Origin of the sequence: Mesorhizobium sp. M1312, assembly GCF_040318115.1 — a bacterium.
GTDB lineage: Bacteria > Pseudomonadota > Alphaproteobacteria > Rhizobiales > Rhizobiaceae > Mesorhizobium.
Window position 1 is genome coordinate 536,801 of record NZ_JAMYLQ010000001.1, and the last position, 24,827, is coordinate 561,627.

Annotated in this window: 28 protein-coding genes and 2 pseudogenes; 15 read left to right on the forward strand and 15 right to left on the reverse strand. The window is 59.5% G+C overall.

Annotated elements, in window-relative coordinates; all coding sequences use genetic code 11:
* From NKH36_RS02560 to NKH36_RS02575, 4 genes are all read left to right on the forward strand, one after another.
* Entirely contained in the window at nt 1-969 is a 969-nt protein-coding gene (locus NKH36_RS02560; protein WP_352958513.1) for a type II secretion system F family protein, read from the forward strand.
* 134 nt (nt 970-1,103) lie between these two features.
* Nucleotides 1,104-1,574, forward strand: coding sequence for a tetratricopeptide repeat protein (locus tag NKH36_RS02565; protein ID WP_352958511.1), 471 nt, complete (start codon nt 1,104-1,106; stop codon nt 1,572-1,574).
* Between the two features lie 450 nt (nt 1,575-2,024).
* Nucleotides 2,025-3,251 (forward strand): TadE/TadG family type IV pilus assembly protein, encoded by a 1,227-nt coding sequence (locus NKH36_RS02570; RefSeq protein WP_352959844.1) that lies wholly within the window; start codon nt 2,025-2,027, stop codon nt 3,249-3,251.
* Nucleotides 3,252-3,634: 383 nt separating this feature from the next.
* On the forward strand, nt 3,635-4,951 hold the full coding sequence (locus tag NKH36_RS02575) for a tyrosine-type recombinase/integrase (RefSeq protein WP_352958507.1): 1,317 nt from the start codon (nt 3,635-3,637) through the stop codon (nt 4,949-4,951).
* Nucleotides 4,952-5,296: 345 nt separating this feature from the next.
* On the opposite strand, the gene NKH36_RS02580 is transcribed toward NKH36_RS02575, so the two are convergent.
* From NKH36_RS02580 to NKH36_RS02610, 7 genes are all read right to left on the reverse strand, one after another.
* Nucleotides 5,297-5,461, reverse strand: a complete 165-nt coding sequence (locus NKH36_RS02580) for a histidine kinase (RefSeq protein ID WP_352958506.1) — start codon at nt 5,459-5,461, stop codon at nt 5,297-5,299.
* Entirely contained in the window at nt 5,458-5,745 is a 288-nt protein-coding gene (locus NKH36_RS02585; RefSeq protein ID WP_352958504.1) for a CBS domain-containing protein, read from the reverse strand. Before NKH36_RS02585 ends, NKH36_RS02580 begins: the two co-directional genes overlap by 4 nt.
* 57 nt (nt 5,746-5,802) lie before the next feature.
* A complete protein-coding gene (copM, locus tag NKH36_RS02590) occupies nt 5,803-7,356 on the reverse strand; it encodes a CopM family metallochaperone (RefSeq protein WP_352958503.1) in 1,554 nt (517 codons plus the stop codon).
* An 89-nt stretch (nt 7,357-7,445) separates the two neighbouring features.
* Complete coding sequence (locus tag NKH36_RS02595) at nt 7,446-8,102, reverse strand: helix-turn-helix domain-containing protein (protein WP_352958502.1); 657 nt, start codon at nt 8,100-8,102, stop codon at nt 7,446-7,448.
* Nucleotides 8,103-8,195: 93 nt separating this feature from the next.
* Complete coding sequence (locus NKH36_RS02600; protein WP_352958501.1) at nt 8,196-8,540, reverse strand: transcriptional regulator; 345 nt, start codon at nt 8,538-8,540, stop codon at nt 8,196-8,198.
* A gap of 105 nt (nt 8,541-8,645) precedes the next feature.
* Nucleotides 8,646-9,263 carry a response regulator FixJ gene (gene fixJ, locus NKH36_RS02605; RefSeq protein ID WP_352958500.1) on the reverse strand — a complete coding sequence of 206 codons (618 nt, stop codon included), beginning with the start codon at nt 9,261-9,263 and terminating at the stop codon, nt 8,646-8,648.
* Complete coding sequence (locus NKH36_RS02610; protein ID WP_352958499.1) at nt 9,250-10,770, reverse strand: PAS domain S-box protein; 1,521 nt, start codon at nt 10,768-10,770, stop codon at nt 9,250-9,252. The genes fixJ and NKH36_RS02610 overlap by 14 nt, the downstream gene beginning before the upstream one ends.
* Before the next feature lie 277 nt (nt 10,771-11,047).
* Here NKH36_RS02610 and NKH36_RS02615 point away from each other — a divergent pair, with 277 nt between their 5' ends.
* The 5 genes from NKH36_RS02615 (at nt 11,048) to NKH36_RS02635 (ending at nt 14,833) form a co-directional block, all read left to right on the forward strand.
* Nucleotides 11,048-11,494 carry a pseudoazurin gene (locus tag NKH36_RS02615; RefSeq protein ID WP_352958498.1) on the forward strand — a complete coding sequence of 149 codons (447 nt, stop codon included), beginning with the start codon at nt 11,048-11,050 and terminating at the stop codon, nt 11,492-11,494.
* 412 nt (nt 11,495-11,906) lie between these two features.
* A complete protein-coding gene (locus tag NKH36_RS02620) occupies nt 11,907-12,143 on the forward strand; it encodes an NnrS family protein (RefSeq protein ID WP_352959845.1) in 237 nt (78 codons plus the stop codon).
* A gap of 140 nt (nt 12,144-12,283) precedes the next feature.
* Nucleotides 12,284-13,387, forward strand: a complete 1,104-nt coding sequence (gene nirK, locus NKH36_RS02625; protein WP_352958496.1) for a copper-containing nitrite reductase — start codon at nt 12,284-12,286, stop codon at nt 13,385-13,387.
* A gap of 77 nt (nt 13,388-13,464) precedes the next feature.
* Entirely contained in the window at nt 13,465-14,331 is an 867-nt protein-coding gene (locus tag NKH36_RS02630; protein ID WP_352958495.1) for an SUMF1/EgtB/PvdO family nonheme iron enzyme, read from the forward strand.
* 7 nt (nt 14,332-14,338) lie between these two features.
* The gene (locus NKH36_RS02635) at nt 14,339-14,833 is read left to right on the forward strand and encodes a group III truncated hemoglobin (protein ID WP_352958494.1); all 495 of its coding nucleotides are present in this window, start codon (nt 14,339-14,341) and stop codon (nt 14,831-14,833) included.
* Between the two features lie 455 nt (nt 14,834-15,288).
* On the opposite strand, the gene NKH36_RS02640 is transcribed toward NKH36_RS02635, so the two are convergent.
* Together NKH36_RS02640 and NKH36_RS02645 are read right to left on the reverse strand one after the other, a co-directional pair.
* Nucleotides 15,289-15,657, reverse strand: coding sequence for a hypothetical protein (locus NKH36_RS02640; RefSeq protein ID WP_352958492.1), 369 nt, complete (start codon nt 15,655-15,657; stop codon nt 15,289-15,291).
* Between the two features lie 30 nt (nt 15,658-15,687).
* On the reverse strand, nt 15,688-16,137 hold the full coding sequence (locus tag NKH36_RS02645) for a pyridoxamine 5'-phosphate oxidase family protein (protein ID WP_352958490.1): 450 nt from the start codon (nt 16,135-16,137) through the stop codon (nt 15,688-15,690).
* Nucleotides 16,138-16,254: 117 nt separating this feature from the next.
* On the opposite strand from NKH36_RS02645, the gene NKH36_RS02650 reads away from it, so the two are divergent.
* Nucleotides 16,255-16,878 carry a LysE family translocator gene (locus NKH36_RS02650; RefSeq protein ID WP_352958489.1) on the forward strand — a complete coding sequence of 208 codons (624 nt, stop codon included), beginning with the start codon at nt 16,255-16,257 and terminating at the stop codon, nt 16,876-16,878.
* A gap of 302 nt (nt 16,879-17,180) precedes the next feature.
* On the opposite strand, the pseudogene NKH36_RS02655 reads toward NKH36_RS02650, so the two are convergent.
* Both NKH36_RS02655 and NKH36_RS02660 read right to left on the reverse strand, forming a co-directional pair.
* Nucleotides 17,181-17,270 (reverse strand): annotated as a pseudogene (locus NKH36_RS02655) (formate dehydrogenase); the annotation flags it as partial.
* 770 nt (nt 17,271-18,040) lie between these two features.
* Nucleotides 18,041-18,373 carry a hypothetical protein gene (locus NKH36_RS02660; protein ID WP_352958487.1) on the reverse strand — a complete coding sequence of 111 codons (333 nt, stop codon included), beginning with the start codon at nt 18,371-18,373 and terminating at the stop codon, nt 18,041-18,043.
* 425 nt (nt 18,374-18,798) lie between these two features.
* Between NKH36_RS02660 and NKH36_RS02665 the strand changes: the two genes are divergently transcribed.
* The 3 genes and pseudogenes from NKH36_RS02665 to NKH36_RS02675 all read left to right on the forward strand — a co-directional run bounded on the left by NKH36_RS02665 (nt 18,799) and on the right by NKH36_RS02675 (nt 20,647).
* Nucleotides 18,799-18,999, forward strand: a complete 201-nt coding sequence (locus NKH36_RS02665; RefSeq protein ID WP_287179188.1) for a hypothetical protein — start codon at nt 18,799-18,801, stop codon at nt 18,997-18,999.
* Nucleotides 19,000-19,289 (forward strand): annotated as a pseudogene (locus NKH36_RS02670) (hypothetical protein).
* A gap of 287 nt (nt 19,290-19,576) precedes the next feature.
* Complete coding sequence (locus NKH36_RS02675) at nt 19,577-20,647, forward strand: sensor histidine kinase (RefSeq protein ID WP_352958485.1); 1,071 nt, start codon at nt 19,577-19,579, stop codon at nt 20,645-20,647.
* Between the two features lie 505 nt (nt 20,648-21,152).
* On the opposite strand, the gene NKH36_RS02680 is transcribed toward NKH36_RS02675, so the two are convergent.
* Nucleotides 21,153-21,668, reverse strand: a complete 516-nt coding sequence (locus NKH36_RS02680) for a hypothetical protein (RefSeq protein WP_352958483.1) — start codon at nt 21,666-21,668, stop codon at nt 21,153-21,155.
* Between the two features lie 138 nt (nt 21,669-21,806).
* Between NKH36_RS02680 and NKH36_RS02685 the strand changes: the two genes are divergently transcribed.
* Complete coding sequence (locus NKH36_RS02685) at nt 21,807-22,715, forward strand: PhnA-like protein (protein ID WP_352958482.1); 909 nt, start codon at nt 21,807-21,809, stop codon at nt 22,713-22,715.
* Between the two features lie 167 nt (nt 22,716-22,882).
* On the opposite strand, the gene NKH36_RS02690 is transcribed toward NKH36_RS02685, so the two are convergent.
* The 3 genes from NKH36_RS02690 to NKH36_RS02700 form a co-directional block, all read right to left on the reverse strand.
* Nucleotides 22,883-23,194 (reverse strand): hypothetical protein, encoded by a 312-nt coding sequence (locus NKH36_RS02690; protein ID WP_352958481.1) that lies wholly within the window; start codon nt 23,192-23,194, stop codon nt 22,883-22,885.
* 271 nt (nt 23,195-23,465) lie between these two features.
* Complete coding sequence (locus NKH36_RS02695) at nt 23,466-23,762, reverse strand: PRC-barrel domain-containing protein (RefSeq protein ID WP_352958480.1); 297 nt, start codon at nt 23,760-23,762, stop codon at nt 23,466-23,468.
* 240 nt (nt 23,763-24,002) lie between these two features.
* Nucleotides 24,003-24,296 (reverse strand): DUF6894 family protein, encoded by a 294-nt coding sequence (locus NKH36_RS02700; RefSeq protein WP_352958478.1) that lies wholly within the window; start codon nt 24,294-24,296, stop codon nt 24,003-24,005.
* Between the two features lie 102 nt (nt 24,297-24,398).
* Between NKH36_RS02700 and NKH36_RS02705 the strand changes: the two genes are divergently transcribed.
* Nucleotides 24,399-24,563, forward strand: coding sequence for a hypothetical protein (locus NKH36_RS02705; RefSeq protein WP_352958476.1), 165 nt, complete (start codon nt 24,399-24,401; stop codon nt 24,561-24,563).
* The last annotated feature ends 264 nt before the right edge of the window (nt 24,564-24,827 follow it).

A 24,827-nucleotide genomic window follows, 5' to 3' on the forward strand; every position in this document is an offset into this window, starting at 1 on the left:
ATGGAAACCCTGATCGGCCTCCTTGCCTCCCTTCGCCCGACGTCGCTGGCGCCGGTGGCGCTTTTGCTGCTCGCCGTGGGAGGAGTAGCGATCCTCTGGCAGTGGAGTACCGCGCGTGGAGGACGCGGCGACTTGAAGCGCCGGCTCAAGATTGAAGTCTCCGAGGTTGCGGAGGCACCCAAGCCGACCGCCGCGCCGAAACGGAACGCCAGCGCCGTCCGCGACAAGGCGATGAAAACCGCCCATGAATTCTACGCCAAAAGCGATCCGGAAAACGTTGCGCGGCTGCGGATGAAACTCATCCAGGCTGGTCACATGGATCCAGGCGCGGTCGGCAGGTTTTTTGTCATCCGCTTTGTCGGCTTCCTGGCTGGAGCCCTTGTTGCGTTTCTGGTCGTCCGCTGGTTTGGCGGTGAATCGGCAGTTACGAGCCGCTGGACTTTTATCATCATGTCCGGTGGCGCCGGTTATTTTCTGCCGGGTCTTGTGTTGACCTCGCAGGTCCGTACGAAAATGCGGGAATACCGCAATGGCTTTCCCGATTTCATGGACCTGATGATCGTCTGCGCGGACGCCGGCATGAGCATGGAGGCCGGGATCGAGCGGGTGTCGAAAGAGCTCTTTATCACTTATCCGTCGCTCAGCCAGAACCTTCAGCTTGTCTCGCTCGAACTCAGGGCAGGGCGCAGCCTTGACGATGCGCTGAAATCGTTGGCTGATCGCCTGAGCCTCGACGAGGTGCGCTCCTTCGCCACGCTGCTTCAGCAATCGAAGGAGCTTGGCACCAGCCTTTCGGGCGCGCTTCGGGTTTATTCGGACGAAATGCGTCACAAGCGCATGTCGATAGCTGAGGAAAAGGCGCACGCGCTGCCGGCAAAGATGTCGGTGCCGGTTACGGTCTGCATCCTGCCAGTCGTGCTGATGATCGCCATCATCCCGATCATCGTGAAAATGACGGCAGGCGATTGATCCGCTCCAGTCGATAGTTAACCCAATATGTTCGGCTCTCCTAATATTTGCTCGAAACCCGCCACCGAAGCTTAAGCCGAACCCGCTATGATGCTTGATGAGACGGCCCGCCAAGCGGCCGGATGGGGCAGATTATGGGGCAATCGAAATTCGCCGCGTTGGCTGCGGTCGCAGTCGTGACGATTGTGACGGCATGCACGACGAGCAGCGTCGACGTCACCGAGACCACGTCGATCGCTCCGGCGACGACCGACATCAGCGGGGCTGATCTCGTATCTGGCAAGACGCAGTTCCGCGAAGCCAATTATGGGTTGGCGGAAAAGCACTTCCGCAAGGCGGTGGAACTTCGGTCCGACAATGCCGAGGCTTGGCTGGGACTTGCCGCCTCCTACGACCAGCTCGGCCGCTTCGACTTTGCCGACCGCGCTTACGATCAGCTTGTTGTGGTTGCCGGCCGCCGGGCCCACATCGTCAACAATATGGGGTATTCGCAATTGTTGCGCGGCAACAAGAAAAAAGCCCGCGAATTGCTTCTGGAGGCCAAGGCAGGAATGACCGATACCTCTTTGGTCGATGCCAACCTCGCACTGATGAACAAGCCGTAGCAGCGTTCGAACCGTCGCCGGATCCAACGAATTGCAGTTGGCTTTACAGACCCCCGCGGGGTCCAACGCGAAAAATTGTAGAAAGCCTGGCTAGATCGGTTCTGGAGCGAAACGGTGGCGTAGAACGGATCTGGCGTGTTGTTCAGCGCCAAAACTTGCCTTCTAAACTGGAATAGGTGACGAGTGGTGCTGGCGATCACCCATTTCGAATGCTTATTTTTCAATAGAATTAGCGATGGGTAACCGTTCGGCGCTGTGCACAGTCGAGCGATACCTGCATCCGCTCGCTGAGAGCGCACTGCATTCGCGGCCTAGGAACGGCGGCATCCTCCATCCGGACAGCGGTTTGACCGTCCGGCAGCTTTTCTGTGAGATGAATTCCGTCCTACTTAAGAGTTTAGTGATGAATGAAACAACTTCTTTGCCGCAGGGATGCATTTTGCCGGCATGATGCACCAAATTCCGCTTGTGAAACGGTTCTTTCGAGACAGCCGCGGTAACTTTGCGACCGGTCTCGTTGTTATGCTACTTCCTATGATTGCAGCAGTCGGCGCCGCGGTGGATCTCGCGAACATGAACCGCGAGCGGAGCAGGCTTCAATCGGCTCTGGATGCAGCAAGCATGGAGATCGCCGTTAAGGTCAACTCGGGCCTGAGCGATGGTGAGCTACAGGCGCTTGGCGACAAGCTACTCAAAGCCAACTTGGCATCGGTCGATGCAAGCGCGGATAACATACCCTCGCTCGTCTATCACGGTCTGGCGACGGAAAGCGACGGAAGCCAGAGCCTCAGGACTGAATCCAGCCTCAACTACACCTATCTTATTCCGCGCTCAATCGGCGGCGATGGACCGTCATCCACCAACATTCTCGTCCGATCCCGCATAACGTCCAACAATGGTGATACTGCGTGCGTCTATGCCCTCAACCGGGCCGCGCCGCGCGCCTTCGAGGCGGCCGGGAGCACCACAGTCATCATGGATGGCTGCGTTATCGCTTCCAATTCGTCGGCTCCGGATTCCATCTATGTTGGCGGCGACGCGTCCCTTGAGGCGGACTGCATTCAATCATCTGGCGGAATAGTGGCGACCAGCGGACTGATCACCGATTGTGAGCAAAATCGCGTCAATGCGTGGCGACTGCCTGACCCATGGGGTAACCTGGTGGAACCGGTACCACCAATCTTGTATCCTAATCCGAAAGCTGGCGACTTGACAGTCAGTCCAGGGCGGTATCGAAATCTCGATCTGAGCGGCGACAAAACCCTGGAGCCGGGCCTCTATTATGTCGAAGGTTCTCTTTCCGTCAAAGGCACAGTGACCGGCGCCGGCGTGACCATCTTCATGGCTGATGGCGGCATAACAGTGAACGGCAACGGCTCGTTGTCATTAAGCGCGCCGCAGACAGGCGACTATGCCGGCATGCTGATGATGTCGGCACGAGCGAACACATCGTCCCACCTGTTTAATGGGAATGGCGCCACTGATCTGAACGGCGTTCTATACTTCCCCTATGGCGACTTGACCTACAATGGTAACAACGGAACTAGCAGCAGCTGCATGCGCATCGTTGCCGACACGATCAAGATGAGCGGCAATTCGAACATCAAGTCCGACTGCAGTGCGGAACTGGGGGGACGCGAAGCCAGAGTGGCAGGCCCGTTCTACTTTTCGATGTAAGGCAGTCGCGAACGTTCGAGACCTCCCATTGGCCGCCCCACGCACCATCTACGCTCGGTTTTGTGTCCCGAAATGTGTCCTGATCTCGAATTTGCGGTGTGGTGAGGACCGACTTTGGTCCGCAACCCCTTGGAAAGCTTGGTGCCGCTTAGGTGACTCGAACACCTGACCCCATCATTACGAATGATGTGCTATCGTCTAACGTGGGATAACGGCTCATACCTGCCGGGTCTGTTCGAAATGGTTGAAAATGCGGGAATTGATTGTCTTCGCCGCCTAATGTTAGGGATTGATGTGCTCCCGTTATAACGCTATTTATCACCTCAATCCGTTACCCCAGTCGCTACCCTGGAGTGCCGGGGTAACAGGGGAAGGGGTTGATCATGGCGAAGGCGCTCACATCCAAGTTCGTTGCAGCCGCAAAGTCGAGTGAAGCACGGGTTGAATTCCCGGACGCCGCCTCTCCCGGCCTCTATCTCGTCGTTCAGCCGTCCGGGGTGAAGTCGTGGGCATTGCGGTATCGCCTTGCCGGCAAACCGAAGAAGCTCACCATCGGCCCTGCGCTGGTCGAGAGGGCCGTGCCGCTGCCGGAAGGGCGCCGACCTGATCTCGGCGACGGCCACACGCTCGCGGAGGCCCGTGTTGCCGCTGGCACGATCCTGGAGGCCCTCAAGGAGGGCCGCGACCCTGCGACGGAGAAGAAGCGCGCCTTGGCATCGTCTGCGTCCGGTGCGGATACCGCAGGCGCTGCGCTGGACGATTTCCTGGAGAAACACGTCGACAAGAAAAACCGTCCGTCGACCGCGCGTGAGACGCGGCGCTTCATCGATCTGTATCTGCGGCCAGCGTGGGGCGACAAGAAGATCAAGCGTATCGCAAAGGCCGATGTGAACGATGTGTTGCACGACGTCGAGGAGCGCGGCGGGCCGGCCTCAGCGAACCGAGTACTCGCGATCATAAGCAAGTTCTTCAACTGGACGGTCGAGCGCGGCCTCCTGTCGTCGTCGCCGGCAAAGGGCGTCAAGGCGCCGGCTGCGATCGTTTCGCGCGACCGTGTCCTGACCGATGACGAAATTCGGTGGTTCTGGAAGGCAACGGAAGGCTTTGGTTATCCCTTTGGGTCGGTGTGGCAAATGCTCCTGCTCACCGGCCAGCGGCGTGAGGAGGTCGCCGGCGCGGTGCGCAAGGAATTCTTGCTCTCGGGTGACAAGCCGTCGTGGCTGATCCCGCGCGAAAGGTCCAAGAACGGCAACGAGCATCTCGTTCCCTTGTCAGCGGACGCCGTTGCGATCCTGGAGACGTTGCCGAAGGTGAGCGGCGGTTTCCTTTTCACCACAACCGGAACCACAAGCGTGTCGGGGTACTCGAAGGCCAAGAAGCGGCTTGACTCGGCCATGCTCGAGATTGCCGGCAAAGAGGCAGACGCGCGGGGGGCTGATCCTGCTCAAGTCGAGATACCCGAATGGCGGCTGCACGATCTGCGCCGCACGGCGGCGTCAGGCATGGCCGCGCTAGGCTTTGCGGTGCACGTTGTCGAGGCGGTGCTGAATCACAAGAGCGGGAAAATCAGCGGCGTGGCCGCTGTCTACAATCGGCATGAATACGCGGATGAGAAGCGCGCGGCGCTGACTGCATGGTCGAACAAGGTTCGCGCGCTGATCGAACCTGCTGCATCGAACGTCGTGCCTTTGAGGGCCTAAATTTGGGTCGCTCGCCAGTCTCCGTGAAACAGATCGCTAAGACCTAGTAAAAATCAGACGCTTGGTGCCCGGTGCGGATTACCTGTTCCGACCCCAAGCGGAAGTTGGCTGTCCTCGGCTGAACTTACGCCCATGACCCAAAGACGACTGACGTCTGCCGCGACGTGGACGGCAGCTTTGCGCCTCATCTCAGTCATTCAGCCGGCCCCTGCCGTCCTCCAAAAGCGGACATCACCGGTGTCAACGCCACGGGCGAGATTGCGCCAGAAGCTGACCTTCCCGGAACTGCTCCAATCCGCCACAGGCGACTAGAATTCGGTAGATATCCTCCGCGAACGACGTCGCTCATTTCTCAATGGTAGCCGACGCACATTCCGTAATCGCGCAGCAGTGCTTCTCATGCTCGACTTCTGTCAGGAGCGCCTGGAGGGCGTCTCGCGCGTTGAGGATGCTGATCGGGACGGATGCAGCATCCGTGACGGGGATGTTCTTCAGGCGGCGTTCCTTCATGATCGCCCAGATGTCGAGACCTGATCTGTTGGCTGGCAGGAAACTACATCGTCAGTCATGATTGCGGAAACCGCGACCGGCAGCTTGAACCCTGGCAAGCGGCTGATCTGGCGCACCACGTCGGTTTTGGTGATGACACCCGAGAGGCACCCGCTGGAACCGCAGACGACCACGAGATCCGTTTTTGTACTACGCAGAAGCCTCGCCGCATCGATCAACGGAGCATCGTGCGGGACCGTGACGAGCCATTCCCGTGCGGTGGTCACCATTTTCTCAATGAACATCCGTCTCTCCCAAGCCTAAGTTTCTCAAGGCCATTTCCATGTTTCTGTAGGATTCACCTAATCCTCCGGGAACCGCTTCGTTTGTTGATAGGAGTCGGCCTCGATCCCCTTCTGCTGGAGCCATCTGCGCATCTGAGTAATTTCCTGTTCCTGTTCTTCAATCAGATGCTCTGCAAATGCGCGATTTTCAGGATCGATGCCGTCCTTCAACTGCACCCGTGCCATGTCCACCGCTCCCTGGTGATGGGGGATCATCCCGAGGACGAAGGCGACGTCTGGATCCGGATGACGCATTCCCTTCATCACCTGCTCCTGCGTCTTCGACATGATCGCTTCATACTCTGCAGTTGCGGCGCTTTCGTCCTTCGGTGTTACGACCGCATGGCCGTGATCGGATCCGGCTCCGTCTGCGTTTGAAGTCGGCGGCGCGCCCACGCCGCCTTCTGCCTGAGGTCCATGCGGCTGCTCGGAATTATAGGAGTGGGTAGCGATCTCGACCGCCGCCGGTCCCTCAACCCTGTTGGTGCCATAGAATGTCAGATGAAGGCCCCAGTAGCCGCCTGCGAACAACATCAGCGCCGTTGCCAGCCCAATCGGAATACTCTGGAGCGACTTCTTTAGCTTGGGGAGGAAGTGCATTTCCCTGGTGTGGTCGGCGGCGATGACCACTATGATCGCCATAATCAGCGCGTGGCCGATCATGTCGATCCGGCCGAACGGATAGACCGCGGCGTTGAAGATGATGAACAGCGTGATCGCCGAGAGCCTGCGGATGAGCGGGGTCCAGATAAGGCCAAAGCCCATGGTGAACTCGGCCACGCCGGCCATCGGGATGAAAACGTCGCGAGGCAGGCCGAAGGTCAGGAATGGCTTCTCGACGACGAGCGGGTAGAACCAATCGGGATAGGCGAATTTTTCGAGGCTCGACCACATCAGGGCGATGGCGACACCCCAGCGCAGAATTTCGAACCGATGCTTGCGCCACTCCGGATTGCTGGACGACGCGAGAACGAGATAGCCGGCGACCGCAACACCGAGCGCGAGGTAGTCCAGCAGGTGAAAGAAGTCGTAGTCGCGCAGCGCAAGCACCCAGAGCAGGATGATTCCCGCCGCCGAAAACGGCATGGTGCGCTTCGAGAACACCCCGAACGCGATCAACAGCTGGAGCCAGGAAACCCATTCCGCGGGCGTTGTCAGGTCAGGCGTGAGGTAGACGCCGCCGACAGCGAAGATAGCCACGAAAAATGCGCCGATGACCACCCGAACGAAGTCATCCAGGCGATTCCAGAGCGGATCGGAGACCCTGTCCATTCCGGCAAGCACCGTCTCGCCGAATCGGCTTTTCTCGACCGCGCGCGTGGCGACGAAGAATACGAGCACCAGGACGGTGGCTGTCCAGAACCAGACGTTGGCCAGCGTATCGCCAACCGGCGCAGGTGATGCTCCCACGATATAGGGGGCAAACCATTTTACGTGCGCGTCGGCTTGCGATGTGGCCCCAAGGCTTAGGAATCCTACGACACCCGCCCACCACGATAGAGTGGCGATCCATCCCGGCTCTCTCTGCCTTATGGTCGGGAAAACTTTGTCAAAGGTTGGAAGTGCAAACATTTCGGCCTCGGGAGTAGGTGGACACGGTAGCGAGTTCATTCTGCGTGCGGGAAAATCAGTTCAACGGCCGGATTGCCGGGACCACTCCGTCATTCACACATGACGCGCAGGGCTTCGACCTTGCGGATTTCGAGAACGCGAAGGCCATGAAACTTTAGGACTCCTTTGTCGCGCAATCTGGACAGCACGCGCGACACGGTCTCGATGGTAAGTCCGAGGTAGTCGCCGATGTCCTGCCGGGACATCGGCAGTTCGATCTGGGCAAGCTCTCTCTGGCGCTCGGACATGTCCACGAGGAACGCGGCGATGCGCTCGGCGGATTTCTGGCGGCCGACGACGAGGAGGTGTTCTTGGGCGCGAACCATGCAGCGCAGCGCCAGCGGCAGCAATTCGCGTGACATGTCCTCGCCCGCGGAGGGTCGATGGGTCCGCAGCCCGGTGGCCGTAATCGCTTCCGCAAAAAAATGGTGGGTGCGGTCGGCTTCGAAACCAAAGGTTTCGCCTGCCAAGTGAAACGCGGTTATCTGGCGGCGCCCGTCGGCAAGCAGGCGGTAGATGCGGACCGCCCCGAACTCGATATGGTGGAAACTGCCCGCATTCTCGCCCTGCGCGTAAATTTCGGAACCCGCGGTGAAGAACGACATGGGGTGCGGGCGCGCGAAGACGGAGGCGGGAGCGCCTGAGCCGATGGCGGCTGCGGCGGAAAGGAGCTCGTAAGGATGGTCGGAGCGGACGATGGCGTTCATTGCTGTTCTCTCGGTTCTGAAGGAACAGCATTCGCGCGAAACCATCTTTCGCGAAATTCGGTTATGTCCTTACGGGAATTCACGTAGGGTCGGTCAAACGGCGGAAAGCCCGTGAAGGACATCGACCAGGTCATTGCCCCGCAACGGCTTGGTCAGGATCGTCAATCCCTTACATGCCACTGTCGCCGAGAGTTCGTTCGCCAGCAATATGACGGGCCTTGTGATCCTCGCGAGCGACACGGGCGGTCCGGCTCTGCTCCTCAGCACCCCTTCGTCGACAACCGCGCAGAGGGCAATGGCGGCTGCGGGAGATTCTTCGGCTTCCGACAGCAGCGCATGCGATTCGACCGAAAACCCCTCCACTTCCAAGGCGAACTCGAGCGAGCGCCTGAAGGCGCTTTCGGAAGCGACGAGGAGTATGGTTTTGGCGGCGACCAAGACGCGGTTCCTGAACGATGCAAACGAGACATTTCCCGTCAGTCGCTCTTATCGAAACACCAATGCCAGGTATGCGCCTTGCGCCAGGTCAAACTTTCAGGCGATCTAGTCGGGTCCAAATCCCGCTGCCAGCGCCATTCGGACCAGCTGTGGCAGGCTTTTCGCCTGCATCTTGGCCATCACGTTCGCGCGGTGGACCTCGACCGTCCTGGGGCTGATGTCGAGGTCGTATGCGATCGACTTATTCGGCAGTCCCGCGACCACTCCGGAGAGCACCTGCCGCTCCCGGTCGCTAAGACATTCCAGCCGTGAATGGATTGCCGAGACGTCATGGTCCGCTGGCTTTTCCACGAGTTGTTCGGCCGCGCGCTGTATCGCCTCGATGATGACGACGTCTTCGAACGGCTTTTCTATGAAGTCGATGGCGCCCGCCTTCATCGCCTCGACAGCCATGGGAACGTCGCCATGGCCTGTGATGACGACCGCGGGGAGCGTGGCCTTCGCGGACAGGAGGTTGCGCAGCAGTTCCACCCCCGACATGTCCGGCATGCGGAGATCAGTCACGAGCACCCCGTTTCTTATGGCCGGAGCAGCCGCAAGGAAGTCCGTGGCGCTGTCGTGCATGCGGACCGCGAAACCAGCCATCCCAAGCAGAAACGCCAGCGACTTCCTGACGGATTCCTCGTCATCGACGATGTGGACGATGTAGTCACCCGTCTGCATTGGCGCTTTCTTCCTCGGTTGTCGGGAGCGTGAACCGGAAGGTCGCGCCGCCGGCTGCGTTGCGGCTGACCGAAATCTCGCCTCCATGCGCTTCCACAATGCGCTTGGAAATCGACAGGCCAACCCCCATTCCGCTGGGCTTTGTGGTTACGAACGGCTTGAACAGCTGCGAAGCGATCTCCTCGGAAATGCCCGTGCCCGTATCCTCGACGACCACCGCGATCCCGCCCGGCCCCGCAGGCTGCGTCCGCACGACGAGTTCACGTTTTTCCCTGTCGCGCATCGCTTCCATGGCGTTGCGCATCAGGTTTATCAGGACCTGCTGGATCTGAATCCGGTCGACCATCACAGTTTCCCTGACCGAGGCAAAGTCGAACACGGTGCGGATCCCCCGCTCGCGCGATCCGACAAGCGCCAGGGCTCCAACTTCTTCTATGAGGCGCCGGATGTTCTCCGGAGCCTTTTCCGTTTCGCCCTTGGTCACGAACTCGCGCAGGTGCCGGATGATCTGTCCGGCGCGCAGGGACTGCTTGGCTGCCTCTTCGAGCGCCCCCCTCATCTTGATTGCGACCACGTCGTCCATGTCGCGAAGCAACCGGGAGCATCCCTGTACGTAGTTGGCGATGGCCGATAGCGGCTGGTTCAACTCGTGGGCAAGCGTCGAGGCCATCTCGCCGAGTTCGTTCACGCGCGCGAGCCTTGCGAGTTCACCTTGGACTTCCTGCAGGCGCGCGGCGGATTCTTCCCGCTCCGTCAGATCGCGGATAAACCCGGTGAAATACGTCTTGCCGCCGGAACTCATCTCGCCGACAGCCAGCTTCATCGGAAAGGTAGAGCCGTCCTTGCGCCGACCGACGACCACACGGTCGACGCCGATGATCCGCTTTTCCCCCGTCTCCAGGTACCTGTTCAGATATCCGTCGTGTTCGCGGCGGTATGGCTCGGGCATCAGCAGGCGGACGTTCTGGCCCACGATCTCCGCCTCCGAATAGCCGAACTGGCGCACGGCCGCGGCATTGAACGAGACGATGGCGCCGTCCTTCTCGATCACGACGGTCGCGTCCAGGACCGTGTCGAGGATCGACCGCAAATGAGCCTCGCGGGCGTCCAGTGCGCTGTCGGCCGTATCGATCGCATGGCGCGCATGGTGAAGCATCTCGCCCATCCACGCGATGGTGAGGCCGACGACGGCGAAGATCACAAGATCCACCGGATTGTTGGAGCGCTCGGTTTGCAGCCCGTCCAGCCAGAAGGCCCCTGCCAGCGAGAGCGCGACGGCCAGTATTCCCGGTCTGATGCCGCCGGCGATCGACGCCACCAGTATCGCCGGGGAGAACAGCGTGAACGTCGCCCTGTCATCGAGCAAGCCTTGCAATTGAAAGCGGAGCAGAAAGGCGGCCGCGACCGCGACAATCGCAAGGACGTAGCCGTTCTTCCCCTCGAAGCGGCTGGACAGGACTGCCTGGGTGAAGCGTCCTTTTATTCCGGCGATGTCCCGCGCAGGCATCAGATAACTACCGATCGGCAAGTGAACTGCTCACGGCTCGATGCATGGACCACGAACCCGCAATCCTCGTTCTACTTGATATTCCGCCAGCAAGCGATTCAGCGAGAACCCCTGAAAGAGCGACGGGTAAAACTCCCGCAAGACTGCGAGGCGCCTCGACGCACGGACCGCTCAAAATAACGTTCGCGGGTTTGCGCCAGCGCAAATCCCGATGCCGTGCCGTCGGGTAGATTGCGGGCAACGGTTGATGCCGTGATGAACACAAAGGAATAAAATCATGAGATTTCCCCTGATTGCCGCCCCTGCAGCTTTGAGCATACTCGCCTTTGCGGGCGGAGCGAGCGCCGAAGAACATGTGATCACGATGCTCAACAAGGGCGAGAAGGGGTCGATGGTCTTCCAGCCCGCCTACGTCAAAGCGGCTCCCGGAGACACGGTGAAATTCGTGCCGACCGACAAGTCTCACAACGCCGAAACCATCAAGGGCATGCTGCCGGATGGCGCCGAGGCCTTCAAGGGAAAGATGAATACCGAGATCATCGTGGCCCTGACCCAGGAGGGCGTTTACGGCGTCAAATGCGCGCCGCACTACGGTATGGGCATGGTGGCGCTAATCGTCGTTGGCCAGCCAGTCAACGAGGAGGCCGCGAAGGCGGTCAAGCAGACCGGAAAGGCGAAAGCGACGTTCGCCGATCTGTTCAGCCAGGTCGTGGCTTCGAACTGAACCGATCTCTGAAACAGCAATGCCCGCGGCTTCGGCTTGCCGGGCGGCGCAGGCCGGATGGACCAGGGAGGTGGTTCGTCCGGCTTTTTTCATGAGGGTAAAATGGCAATTCCGAGACTCCGATCCTCATTCTCACGATAGCTTCGTCGGCCGCGTCGCTCGCCTCGTGGACGGTCCTGCCGGGGAACCTCGTTTCTGGGGCACTGCTTTCCGTCGCGGCGCCCTGCCAGTCGATCCGATTGCGCGTCGGGCTGAAGACCGACAGCGCGAGCAGGAGGAAGCCGAGCGGCACGAAACCATAGGATGCAAGGATGGCGACCAACGGGTCCTTGACTGTCCGGTCGCCTTCTCCCCGGATGCCGTGCCCCAGGCTGCCGGAATCCACGCCTTCGGCGGCGGGGCCGTCGGGTCGATGACAATGGCGGTGATGGTCAGGGCAACGCTCGGACATACCGGACGGAAGTTGAAAGCCGGAGCCGGCACAGTGGTCCTGTTCGCGGCGATCTTTCTTGCCGGGTCGGTCCGAGTCCTTGGAGCCCTGACTCCGCATGCCGAGATGATCGCTGTCGCGGGCATCCTGTGGGCCACGGCATTCCTTGGTTTCGCGGCTGTCCACGGAAGAGCGCTGCTCGGTGCCAAGTTGCGCTAGCGGATTGATGATGCCGACCCTGCGGCATTCTGCAAATAGGATCGCACAATCGTCGAAGGTTTGCGCCAGCGCAAAGACGAAGCCCGCCAACGATGTAATCGTGCATGCATCAAAGAAGCCGATGCGCGAAGGAGATCGAAATGCTTACGAGACGCGAAGCCCTCATGGGAACCGCAATGGCCGCCGCTGCCGCAGCCACCGTTTCGGTTCTTCCGGCCATGGCCGCAGCAAAAGACGTGACAGGACTTCCGCGCGTGAAGGTAAACCTCATTGCGCCGCCCTTCGTGCACGCCCATGACCAGGTCGCCAAAGGCGGACCCACGGTCGTCGAGTTCACCATGAAGATCGAGGAAAAGCCTGTCGTCATCGATGGCGAAGGCACGACGCTGCGGGGCATGACCTTCGATGGCTCCATCCCTGGTCCGATGATGGTCGTGCACGAGGGCGACTATCTCGAACTGACGCTGGTCAACCCCGAGACCAACGAGATGCCGCACAACATCGATTTCCACGCAGCGACCGGCGCTCTCGGCGGCGGCGCACTGACCAACGTCAATCCCGGCGAACAGGTCACCTTGCGCTTCAAGGCCACACGGACGGGAACCTTCGTGTACCACTGCGCGCCGGAGGGCATGATCCCCTGGCATGTTATCTCCGGCATGAGCGGAACCGTCATGGTGCTGCCCCGCGACGGCCTGAAGAACGACGAGGGCGAACCCGTCCGCTACGACCGGATTTATTACGTCGGAGAGAACGAGTTCTACATTCCGCGCCACGAAACCGGGGCCTTCAAGAAGTACGAATCCCTGGGCGAAAGCTATGACGAGACCATGACCGTGATGCGCGGCCTGATCCCGACCCACGTCGTGTTCAACGGCGCGGTCGGCTCGCTGACAGGCGAGAACGCCCTGAAGGCCAAGGTCGGCGAAACCGTTCTCATGGTCCATTCGCAAGCCAACCGCGATACGCGGCCGCATTTGATCGGCGGGCATGGCGACTATGTCTGGGAACAGGGCAAGTTCGCAAACCCGCCCGCCAAGGACCTGGAGACATGGTTCATCCGCGGCGGGTCGGCGGGCGCCGCCCTCTATACCTTCCTGCAGCCGGGCATCTACGCCTACGTGAACCACAATCTGATCGAGGCCGTCGAGCTCGGCGCGACCGCGCATTTCACGGTCGAAGGAGAATGGGATGATGACCTCATGAAGCAGGTTGCCGCTCCGGGCCCGATCCCGACCAACTGACGGAAGCCGGGAAAATGACGGCAGACGCGATCTCGAGGAAAACCCACAAGGTCGCGTCTGAGTTCAGGAGGAGGTCCATGTCGTTTCGCCAGCTCGCCGTCATGTCGTGTGTCGCAGCAGCAGTTATTACGGTTGCGTCCGCAGGCGGAGCGGACCGCGCTGAAGACCGCCAGCCGCCCATCGCGATGGTCGAGACCGTAATGATCACGCCAGGCTCGTTCCGGCATCCTCAGCCCGGGGAATTCCTGAGGGATGGCCATCCAGCAGCGGCGCCGCAAGCCCTCGCCAAAATCCCGCATCCGTTTGAGATCATGAAATATCAGGTGAGCTCTACTGCCTACGGGCGCTGCGTCGAGGCACTGGGATGCGGGCCGGCAGACGCCGCCAAGGGTGGAGATCGTCCCGTTACAGGCGTGAGCCATATCGATGCCGAAGCATATGCCGCCTGGTATTCAGACGTGACAGGCGACACATGGAGGCTGCCAACGGACCTGGAATGGGCATTCGCCGCGAGCGAACGCTTCCGCGGAGACATCGAAGCCGGCGAAGCCGATCCTTCCAATCCCGCGCAGCGGTGGCTGGCACTTTACCGGGCCGAATCGGAACTCGACCGCAGGCCGGACCCGGAGGCAAGAGCGCCCGGATCGTTCGGCACCAACTCGAAGGGCGTGGCCGATATCGCGGGAAATGTTTGGGAATGGACCTCGACCTGCTACGCCAACGCGACGTTGAGCACCGACGGCGAGGGCGTCGACAGCGTGGTTGAGAATTGCGGGGTCCACGTTGTCGAAGGGTTTCACCGGACCTACATGTCGAACTTCATCCGGGATGGGAAAAGCGGCGGCTGCGCCGTCGGGACACCGCCTGACAATCTCGGTTTCCGTCTCGTACGCCAGGAGCCCGGGTTGGGCCGGGTCGTTCTTCGGTTCCTTGGAATTTCCTGAAAGCCGCGTGAACTATGTCGCCCTTCGACGCCACGGACATTGCACAGGGTCACTCATGAACCAGTCTATCGATAAAGCCCGGCCCGTCGCCGAGAAGGCTCTCGCAGACGCCGACGTCACCCGGACGACCATCGGGATATTGGTAAGGGTGTTCTACACGAGGCTCCGCCGGAACGAGCGGCTCGGCCCGATCTTCGCGCGTGAGATTCCTGGCGACTGGGAGCCGCATCTGGAGAAGATGACGGACTTCTGGTGCTCGGTCATCCTGAAATCAGGCGACTACCAGGGTCGGCCCGTCCCTGTTCATATTAAGCTCAAGGACGTGACCGAACAGGACTTCGACATCTGGCTCCGCATCTTCGGCAAGACCGCCGGGGAACTCTTCTCTCAGGATACCGCGGCCGTCTTCGTCGAGCGCGCCGAACGCATCGCGAGAAGCCTGAAGATTGCCATGTTCTTCCGCCTTCCGGACCCGGCCGAATCCTTCGACCGGACACCTTAGAAGCCGAAACGAATCCCACCATGCTTCGCCCTCCAGGATACAGCGCCGCTTCCGAGATCCCGTGGTTGCGGGGGACAGATCGCAAACCTTCGCTCCCGCCTCATGCTCGCGCAAACCGCGATTTGATCGCGGTTGAACTGCGGCCGAACGGTCATCCCTCACCGACAATCGGCCAACAGAAAGATTGAGGCCACTATTTGCGTTGGCGCAAAGACCGGTCCTTCGGTCGTGGTATCTCTCTGCCGCACGAAACCGGAAAGGGCGCGGATGCTCTCGATCGACGCCCGCAACTCACGGCCGCCCTCGCCCTTGCCGCCAGGCCAAATGTCCCGTCGTCGTGGCCAAGCTCGATCGGCTATCCCGAGACGTCGCTTTCATTGCCGGCCTGATGGTGCACGGGTGCCGTTTATCGTGGCCGAACTCGGCGCCGATGCCGACCCGTTCATGCTCCACCTTTACGCCGCCTTGGCCGAGAAAGAGCTTCGGCTGATCTCGGAGCGCACCGAAGCCGCCCTCGCCTCTCGCAAGACCACCGGCATGAAACTCGGCAACCAACTAATACCGCGGAAGCTGCGGCGAAGGGCCGACAGATATCGATTCACGAAGCTGACCGATTTGCCCAGACCGTACTGCCGATCATCGCGTCCATTCAGCGGTCTGGCATCACCAGCCTGCGTGGCATGGCAATCGCCCTTGAACAATCGCGGCGTTTGCACAGCGCGCGGCGGACGCTGGCAAGTCTCCAATGTCAGGAACCTGCTTGCCCGAACGGCGAGCTGAACACAGCCGCAGGCTTTTATGGTCGGGAAGAACGCGACCCGCACGTCTCCGCCATACCCTTCTCCTTGGTGAGCTTATCCATCGACAGCCTGTCTACCCGTCATGCTGCTGATCCAAATACGGTAGAACAGATGCGGTGAGGCGCCTGCAACAGGCTGGGCAATTGGCTTTAGCCCACCCGGCTCCCACCAATTCGCATGGGGCTTGAGAAGCGACCACGCATGTTCCCGCTCCTGCTTTGAACCAATCCTGTCGGGAAGTTCTTCAAATACACCATTAACCACAACGCTCGTCCATTGCCTGCCGTCCGTGAATACATCGACCTGCAAGCAAACGTTGGGGTTCGTGCGCATCCAGTCTATTTTTTGTCCCGGCATCGAAAAGCTGTAGAGATGCGTTCCGGAGAAGGCGAAATAGATTGGTACCACGTACGGTACGTTATCTTTCGTGCATGCTAGACGCCCCAACCGCGAGGACGACAAGAGCGTTCTGCATTCCTGCAGCGTCAATTCCCTGATGATCACAATTCATGCTCCGCAGTTTGCGCCGGATCTAGTGGGCCGAACCGATAGTAATGCAATCGCAACCAACGCGCATCGTCCCGCTTCCTGTGCTCTCCAAAACGCGATACGCGCTATCCGATGATGGATGCATCGATAATCCAGCCCAGTTCTGCCCTCTCTTTCCTATTCACGTCACTGCTTATCGAAGTGACGCCGGGACCCAACATGACCTACCTGGCCCTTGTTGCCGCTAGTGATGGACGGCGTGCGGGTTTTGCCACAGTCGCCGGGGTCGCATTGGGACTCGCGATCATCGGAGTCATTGCAGCAGTTGGCGTGGCCGAAGCCATTCAAGCGTCGGATCTCCTGTATGAAGGTCTCCGGTGGGCGGGCGTCATGTTCCTCCTCTATCTTGCCTGGGAGGGTTGGATATCCGGAACCGATTTGGTTGCCGAACCTCATGAGGTGCAGCGCAAGCATTTCACTCGTGGTCTCGTCACGAACCTGCTGAATCCCAAGGCGGGCATCTTCTATGTGGCCGTCCTTCCCACATTTATCGACCAAAGCCTCCCATTGATGATGCAAGCATTGACCGCGATCTACGTGGGGGTTGCGACTTTTGTGCACTCCGCGATTGTCATACTCGCCGGTGCGCTCGAGCCAGTTCTCAACGATCCACGGCTGGAAAAGATCGTGCGGCGTTTCCTATCAGGCGTTCTTGCGGTAGTAGCTATTTGGTTCGCCTACTCCACAGCGCGCTGATGCTAGTGCAAACGTTCTTTCGGACAACAGTGAGAAAGCCGTGACCATCCGTCTCGCCTATCTCCCAATGGACTTCCCGTATTGCTTTCGCACTAGGCGGAATCGTTGGTCTGTCCTGACCGCGGCGATCTCTGTCACAGAAATCTTCCTTCGGCTTCTTTGGTTTGGCATCCAGATTCCGCGCGTCTCAACCCTGGTTGGAGGACTCCTCATCAACTATCCCGCGAGACTAATGTCTTCTGCGGTCCGGATCATCTCGGAACGTTCTTGCCGTTCCAGCTCGGCTCGTTCCGTTCTTTGCCTCACGTCTTGGCCTTGAAGCGTGCCGCTTCTTCCGAACCGCGCGTGGCGTCTCTCGCGCTATAGGAATGCGCGCCGGCGCCGGCGAGCTTGACTATGTCTCCCACGCGACACAATGCGTGGGTTTCCGAGAATGACCCTAAGCGCATTCAGACAGAAAATTGCCATTCGTTTGAGCGGTGCGCGCGAGGTCTTGGTGAAGAGAGACAATGCGCTTCGCTCAGCGGGACGGCAGAGTTAAAGCCAATGCCGCGCTTTTTCTTTGACTTCAGAACGGGCGCTGGCGACTTGGAAGAGTCGATCACGCTTTCGCCCATAATAAGGGAAAAGCGAATGTCACACGACAGACTTCAATCGATTCCAAGCAGCTTTCAATGCTCGCTGCCGTACTCAAAGGCTACTGCGACGAAGCAGGAATCACCGAATGGCACCCGGCAAGGGAACACTTCGGGCGGTGGCTTATGAGCCTGTTCCAATCCGGGTAATTGAGCCTGACGCTCTGAAAGCCAAGCTGAACGATGGCCATGAGGATTGGCTAGGCGAGATCGGCGCAACGGGTCCTTTCATACCGCCCAAACTATCGTCCGATGACCGTCTGTGCGACAATATCTTGCCAGGATCAGATCGAACGGGCAGACCAGCGGTCGTCGGCGAAAACACAACGACTTAGCTGACAGGATCGTCGGGTCCGCTGTCGACGGATCCAAAGCGCGAACGTTGCGCAACTGGACAGTTCCGGGAGACAGCGGACTCAAACTAGGGCCAAGAGGGGCAAGGCCCTTTATGATCCCTATGCGGGTATCATGGCAATAACGGCGGGCGGGTACAAACGTTCCGTCGGCTGAAAGATATATCCGGCCGCTTAGCACTTCTTCACCTTCGGCGTGATCTCTTCGATCTGCGCGCCCTCGCCGATCTCTTTTGCCATGGCTTCTGCCTTGGCCTTGACCTTGGTGGTGTAGACCGTGCGCCAATGCGGCTTTTCGAATACGCTAACTATGTAGGTTGTCGTCGCCTGCATCTGTATGGCGCAACTTTCCTGTTGATGGATGCGGCGCAACAGTTCTTGGGATCGAGCGAGAATGCGCCGGCTCTCTTCCATGGTGGAGCGCAGGCCCGCAATCGAGGTCCGCGTGGCTTTAGCCTGCAACCGCACACTCTCAACGTACACGTTATCGATTTGCCACGGGTCCATTGCCGTAACTCACTGCGACTAGCGTTTTCGAGTTAGAATCGGGCTTCCCGCATAAGTGACGGCCAGTCGGTCCCCAGAAGAGCGATAAGCTCGCGAGCCTGCTCTTCGGTTATATTCGCCTCTCTGACCAAGCGCCGGACGACAGCGGCGTCTGGTGCGCTGGGGGTTCTGTCCTGCTCGTCAGTCACTTGCAGAGTCCACACTAGCGGGGTAACGCAACCATCCGGCTATGGTTCCGTCGCTAATAACTCGCTAATGTTCATCAACTCAGGTGCGGCGCCGCGCGTCTGACAGATCGTACTAATTCATTCAAATAATTTTTGTTGCGAAGTTTTTGGAGCGATTTATTTTGAAATGGTCATCCGCTCTCTGAGGGGCATACGGATGATTGGAAGAGGACAGCGCTTTCGCCTGTGAGGTGTCAAATGCCGTTCCTTGGTACAGTCGACCCAGACCAGCTCTCTATCATCACCAGAGCGCTTGACGAGCACTGCCAGACCATAGGCATCCCGCCCGACAGTGTGGAGCGCGAGAACCTAGCAAGCCGCGTTCTGGCGCTATTCGGTCAGGGCGTGACGACATTGGAAGATCTGAAGAAGGCGCTAGCCAGCGACAGCGCCCCCTGAATGACCCGCCTATCTGTTTCGGAAGAGCTTGAAAGCGCCGCCGATCGCATCGCGACATGTCACGAGCGGATCTGCAGATCATCCTACGTCGCGCTGCATTGATGCTTAGAAACGTGTCCGGCGTGCCGCTGGAGCCCGCAACGGAGGACGCTCTGAAGTCCATTGCGGCTGAAATGAAAATTGGCAGATCCGACCTGATTCAGATCGTGCTGCGCGAATGGCTGGAGACAAACGCTTATCTGCCAGTCCGAACGATCGATGAAGAAAGCGAGACGGACGGCAGCGCCTAGGGACTTCCGCGATCGCGTACCTACCGCCCGCCCCAACCTCTGTTAGCTAGTTCGTGCGGCGGACCCCAATCCGCTAGGCCGGCGCCCGACAAGGCAATCTACCCCAACGCCCCCCAAGTGGCGCCGGCCACTTTCCCGCAAGGCGAGCGCTTCAGTTCCTCGGCAGCTTGTGGACCTCCAGCCTGATCGATGCCGGCCGCTTGGCGGCTGATTCATTTCGCGACATCGGCCCGGCAACAGTGTATAGGCCCTCAAGAGGGGCAAAATCCCCGGATCGGCTGCAAGCCTTGTTTCATCCCATTGCCAATATCGAAGATGTGCAGACGCTAGCGCAGGCCATCGTCAACACGATCGCCGAGCCCTTCGTCGTCCTTGACGAGAAGTTTCGCGTGCTGGCGGCCAGCCGCTCCTTCTACCAGACCTTCAAGGTCGACCCCGAGCAGACGCGCGGCTCGCTGCTCTATGCGCTCGGCGACGGCCAGTGGGACATTCCGGCACTGCGCCTGCTCCTGGAGACGATCATCCCCGAGAAGACCGCCATGGACGGTTTTGAGGTCGAGCATGATTTCCCGAATATCGGACCGCGAACAATGCTGCTCAACGCCCGAAAGGTTCTCTACGACCACAGTTCAGCCGTGACCATCCTGCTCGCCTTCAACGACATCACGGCCCGCCGTACCATCGAGAGGGAAAAGGAAGAGCTTCTCGGCCGCACCGAAGACCTGCTGCGGCAAAAGGATGTGCTGCTGCGCGAAATGGAGCACCGGGTCGCAAACAGCCTGCAGATCATCGCCAGCATCCTTTTGTTGAAGGCCCGCTCCGTCACATCAGAGGAAACTCGTCAGCATTTGAAGGATGCCCATCAGCGGGTTCTGTCGGTCGCCGAAGTGCAGCGCCACCTCCACACCACGACCGGCGTCGAAGAGATCGACGTCGTGTCCTATCTGTCGAAGCTGTGCAGCAGCCTGGCCGTCTCGATGGTTGGTGAACACCAGCCGATCGCGGTTAACGTCACGGCACAAGGCGGCAGGATAGACTCGCAAAAGGCGGTGAGCCTCGGCCTGATCGTCACCGAGCTCGTTCTGAACGCGATCAAATATGCCTTTCCGATGGAGAAGGCCAAGGCGCTGATCCAGGTGTCTTACGAAACCGACGGCGGCGACTGGAAGCTGACAGTGTCGGACAACGGCACCGGCAAACTCACCAGCGAGCCGTCGAGCGCGGGCTTGGGGACAGCCATCATCGAGGCGCTGGTCAAGCAGCTGGAGGCCAGGATCGAGGTCATCAGCGACACCAAGGGCACCAGCGTGTCGGTGACCAGGGCGACGTTCACCTCGCGCGTGCCACGGGCGGCGTAGACGATCGACCTGGGACCACTGGTGACTTGACAAGGTCAGGCTAGTCGAGAAGTACAGGCCACCGAAGCGCAAAAAGCCGTTGCGTGACATGGTGGACTAGCATGGAAACGGGCATTGCTCTCGCAGCAAACATGAGGCACCGCTCCACAGTGGCGCCGGCCACGGCCGGGTTAGAAAGCCCAGCAGATGGCTCTGTGCAAGACGGTGACGAGCAAAGGACTGAGCGTTGTCGACCGGGTCCCTGACATTCCGCGATAACGAAATTACTTGATTTGCCAAAATCAGAATATCCAACGGCGGCGGACCCCAACCCGCCCGGCCGGCGCCCTAATCAGGCAATCTACCCCGCCCCCCAAAGCGGCGCCGGCCATTCTGCAAATTTGGATAGGCGCCGGTTGCGAACGCTCGACCGCACAGACCAGGACTAGCGTTTTCGAGTTAGAATTCGGGCTTCAAGCGCCGGACGACAGCGTAGTCAGGTGCGCTGGGTGTTCTGTCCTGCTCGTCAGCCACTTGCAGAGTAGAGATTCGACGACGGCAAAATGAAGCCCTGGCCTTTGAGCGCCGTAATCTCCTCATCCCGGCTGGCGATGCGGCTTTCCAGATTTGCGATGCGCTCCGTCAAAAAGTAGCGCCCGACTAGACTAATCAGCCGACGCCCCGCGATCGGGCTGCTGAGCTGCCGCGGGAGCGCCTTCGTCAGTAGAGGGCGCTTCGTCATTGGCGGGCAAGCTAACTCGCAGACCTTGTGCCCTTGGGAAAAAAGCCTGAGCGCGGGCCATGCTTTGAACCTATCGGCTGTGCAGCGAATCGTGTTGCAGAACAGCCTGTTGCGCACATAGCGGCCGTAAAGCTGCAGGCTCGGGTCGCGCCTCGAGAGATAGCGCGTTATCGCCTCGCCGTCGCCGGCGATCGTTGCCCTGACCTCGTCACAGCTCATGCTGGTCGAGTTGTAACGCGAAATCGCCTGCGCCTCGAACGAGACCAGCAACGGGCATAGGATACTCAATGCGCGTTTCATGATCATTTGTCCGCACGGCAAATCGGAACCTTTCTCTCTCCCTGCGGTTAGGGAGCCGAGGGCCGTCAGCCCCAGCAATGAAGGCCATCATCGCAGCGCTGGTTCTAGGAGCTTGCCGCAATAATAAGGACAACAGTGATGAGCGACACAATTCCCAACCCCCGCCAAGAAGAAAATTTGGCTTACTCGACCGCAAATGATGATGCTCACGCGATCTTTCTGAACGAAGTCAGTTGGGGGGCCATTCTCGCCGGAGTGGTTGTGGCTCTCGTGACGCAAGTCCTGCTGACGATGCTGGGTGCTGGTATCGGCATCGCCACGCTCGATCCCGGGACCGGTGACAATCCCGAGGCATCGACGTTTTCTATTGTAGCCGGTATCTGGTACGTCCTGTCTGGCATTGTTGCTGCGTTCGTCGGCGGCTACATCGCGGCTCGGATGTCCGGCAAGACGCTCCCCACCACGGGCGCGCTCCATGGGCTGACAACCTGGGCACTCACAACCTTGCTGGTGCTATATTTCCTCACCAGCACCGTTGGCATGATTGTTGGCGGAGCTTTTAGCGGTATCGCAAGCGCCGTCGGCGGCTTGGGCGAGACCGTGGCGCAGACTGCGGCCCCGATTGTCGCAGAGGCCAATCCTCTGGAAGCCATTGAGGCTCAGGTGCGCTCGACCGGTACGGACCCGGAGGCGCTTAACAGTGCGGCCATCAGTGCAATGCGTGCGCTCGTCATGGGCAACGAGGCGGATGTCAATTCAGCCCGTCAAAACGCAGCACAAGCACTGGCGACGGCACGTGGTATCCCTCTCGAACAAGCCACGGAACAGGTGACGCAGATGGAACAGCAATATCATCAAGCCGTCGAGCAGGCGAAGCAACAAGCGGCGGAAGCCGCAGACACCGCTGCTTCGGTCGCATCGACCGGCGCGCTTCTGGCATTCGTCTCCCTTGTGCTTGGCGCGATTGCGGGCTGGTTTGGTGGCCGTTCCGGGGTGGTTCACCCAGTCTTTGCAGACCGTCTCATACCTTCGCGGCGCGGTTTGTAACGTAACGAGCAGGGGACGATAGACACCGGCAACCCTTCCGAGCCAATCAAGCCCGAGGCGGAACACTTCGAGCATTGCCCAGTGTGCGGACAAAATTTCGACATGCGCGATCTCGGCCAGGTGCTTCACCATGCGAAACCGGAGCACCAACCGATCGAGCCTGTCAGTTAAATGAGAGAAGGGAACTCAAGCACGCCATTGAAAATACCAACCAGCAAGGGTGTACCCTGCCAAGCCCAACACAGAACCAGGAAAAAGGGAACAACGGGCGGTTGGCTGTCGAGGGCGGCGTCAGCTTTTTCCAGTTCCTCAACCAGATTGCGATCCCGCCTGGCCTTTGTGACCACCAAACCGTCCGGCCCAATTTTACCGTCGGTCTCTCTCGAAATCCTTTTCGCGATATCGGCTCGGATCACTGGATCCTCGGGCAGGTTGCCCGGAAACCACTCAGGAAGATTATCGCCGTCGTTCTTGTCCATGGCGCCAACTATGTTTTCCGCCTCACTTATGTTCCAAGTTTCTAATGTAAAATTTTGACCAAGGCTGTCGCTCGCCAGTCGATAACGCAAAACCCATGCAGAAGCCCGCGCCCCTCGGAAGACGCGGGCCGATCGGATCGGAGGGCGCAATCCGATCTCGCAGCGGGCTTGGATGCTGCAGGGACCGAACATGGCCAAGTTGTTCCATCCGGAGACAAAAAAGCCCGCCGCTCCTTTCGGCACGGCGGGCGAGGCACATTAGGAGTTCACGTCAGTCAAAGTGCTCGGGCAAGTCTTTCAACTGGTCGGTGGTCATTTGCGTGATGGCATGCACATTGCCGTCTGCATCCCGCATAAAATCGAGCTGACTGGCATACAGCGCCACGCGCTTTGAGCCGATGCCGAGGAAGCCGCCAACATCGAAAACGACCTGGGCGTCGTCCCCGGTTCCATGGATGTGGTCTACCGAACTGATTTCCTCATCATCGCGACCGTAGATAGTCGCTCCCTCAATCAAGTCAGCGCGCAGTTCCGCATTCGTAAGCCGTACGTGATTGGTGTGGTCCATTGTGGGGTCTCCTCTTATTTAGTCTGAGGTAACCGCCGACCGGGCCAACCGTTCCGACGACTATTGCGGCTTTATGGAGAGTAACAGTACGCTGGTGAAGCTGCGTGAGATTATAGCTGCGGCCTTCAATGGAAGCACCAGCCGCAGGCTCGCATCAGCGTACTACAGCCGACACCCGGGATCAGGCTCTCACGCTTATAGAATTGCTAGGAACGGATCGATCATCACTGCTGCGCGAGGTCAACCCGATCGGATCACGCCCGGCTCTTCCGGCGGCGGCTCGTCGCGTGTGGGCTCCAACTCCGGCTCATTGCTCATCAGATCGGCGAAATTGACCGTAGCAACCAGATAGCCAGCCTCGTCATATACCTTCGTAATTGAGCCAGTTCGGTCCACGCCCTCGATTGCACCGTCGACCAGGGCCTCGCGTGCTTCTTGAATGGCCTGATTACGTGCAGCGTCCACATCCGGCAACTCGACCTCCAGCGTCTCGGTCTTGGCGAACTCATGGAATTCGAAGCGGAACTTTGGCATCGTTGTCTCCCCATTCGAGACAGGAATGCCGAGGCAAACGTTCCGTTCCGGGACGCACTCCCATTCCAGCCGTTTTGTCTCCACAAATTTGGAGATACGGATATGGCCATCAAGCAAAGCAAGAAGGACAATCGCCTCTCTGACAAGGAGGCGATGCATCTAGCGGAAACCACCGACGTTTCGCCAAGGCAGGCCAAAGACCTGGCTGAGAAGCACGGGAAGGCCAAGGCTGAGAAGGAAGCCAAGAACTTCAAGGCGGAGGGCTGATGTGAACACCAGGAGGTTTGACAAAGACAGGGACGAGCGCGCCAAACGGGTGTCATGGGTCTGGAGCGCGCAGCGCGCGAGGCAAAGACAGCTCGGTTGCGGGAGGCACGACTTGCCCAAGAGGCATCAGCGCGAAAGCCCGAACCACTCTGGCGGAGCGCGGGCCCGATGTTCCGGCGGCCGAGTGCTATTCTTCGAAATGCGGGCCACGTGACACCCACCAGGAACTTAAGTGGGTGTCCCAGCATTGAGGGAGACCTGAAG

Coding starts and splice junctions, on each gene's coding strand:
- NKH36_RS02610 (WP_352958499.1), bottom strand. CDS start 10,770: ATGCCTGCGCGGGACATCGCCGGAATAAAAGGACGCTTCACCCAGGCA.
- NKH36_RS02620 (WP_352959845.1), top strand. CDS start 11,907: ATGACAATGGCGGTGATGGTCAGGGCAACGCTCGGACATACCGGACGG.
- NKH36_RS02705 (WP_352958476.1), top strand. CDS start 24,399: ATGGCCATCAAGCAAAGCAAGAAGGACAATCGCCTCTCTGACAAGGAG.
- NKH36_RS02580 (WP_352958506.1), bottom strand. CDS start 5,461: ATGAAGGAACGCCGCCTGAAGAACATCCCCGTCACGGATGCTGCATCC.
- NKH36_RS02690 (WP_352958481.1), bottom strand. CDS start 23,194: ATGGACAAGAACGACGGCGATAATCTTCCTGAGTGGTTTCCGGGCAAC.
- NKH36_RS02695 (WP_352958480.1), bottom strand. CDS start 23,762: ATGGACCACACCAATCACGTACGGCTTACGAATGCGGAACTGCGCGCT.
- NKH36_RS02700 (WP_352958478.1), bottom strand. CDS start 24,296: ATGCCAAAGTTCCGCTTCGAATTCCATGAGTTCGCCAAGACCGAGACG.
- NKH36_RS02680 (WP_352958483.1), bottom strand. CDS start 21,668: ATGAAACGCGCATTGAGTATCCTATGCCCGTTGCTGGTCTCGTTCGAG.
- NKH36_RS02665 (WP_287179188.1), top strand. CDS start 18,799: ATGCCGTTCCTTGGTACAGTCGACCCAGACCAGCTCTCTATCATCACC.
- NKH36_RS02660 (WP_352958487.1), bottom strand. CDS start 18,373: ATGGACCCGTGGCAAATCGATAACGTGTACGTTGAGAGTGTGCGGTTG.
- NKH36_RS02585 (WP_352958504.1), bottom strand. CDS start 5,745: ATGTTCATTGAGAAAATGGTGACCACCGCACGGGAATGGCTCGTCACG.
- NKH36_RS02560 (WP_352958513.1), top strand. CDS start 1: ATGGAAACCCTGATCGGCCTCCTTGCCTCCCTTCGCCCGACGTCGCTG.
- NKH36_RS02565 (WP_352958511.1), top strand. CDS start 1,104: ATGGGGCAATCGAAATTCGCCGCGTTGGCTGCGGTCGCAGTCGTGACG.
- copM (WP_352958503.1), bottom strand. CDS start 7,356: ATGTTTGCACTTCCAACCTTTGACAAAGTTTTCCCGACCATAAGGCAG.
- NKH36_RS02570 (WP_352959844.1), top strand. CDS start 2,025: ATGCACCAAATTCCGCTTGTGAAACGGTTCTTTCGAGACAGCCGCGGT.
- fixJ (WP_352958500.1), bottom strand. CDS start 9,263: ATGCAGACGGGTGACTACATCGTCCACATCGTCGATGACGAGGAATCC.
- NKH36_RS02615 (WP_352958498.1), top strand. CDS start 11,048: ATGAGATTTCCCCTGATTGCCGCCCCTGCAGCTTTGAGCATACTCGCC.
- NKH36_RS02595 (WP_352958502.1), bottom strand. CDS start 8,102: ATGAACGCCATCGTCCGCTCCGACCATCCTTACGAGCTCCTTTCCGCC.
- NKH36_RS02685 (WP_352958482.1), top strand. CDS start 21,807: ATGAGCGACACAATTCCCAACCCCCGCCAAGAAGAAAATTTGGCTTAC.
- nirK (WP_352958496.1), top strand. CDS start 12,284: ATGCTTACGAGACGCGAAGCCCTCATGGGAACCGCAATGGCCGCCGCT.
- NKH36_RS02650 (WP_352958489.1), top strand. CDS start 16,255: ATGATGGATGCATCGATAATCCAGCCCAGTTCTGCCCTCTCTTTCCTA.
- NKH36_RS02630 (WP_352958495.1), top strand. CDS start 13,465: ATGTCGTTTCGCCAGCTCGCCGTCATGTCGTGTGTCGCAGCAGCAGTT.
- NKH36_RS02575 (WP_352958507.1), top strand. CDS start 3,635: ATGGCGAAGGCGCTCACATCCAAGTTCGTTGCAGCCGCAAAGTCGAGT.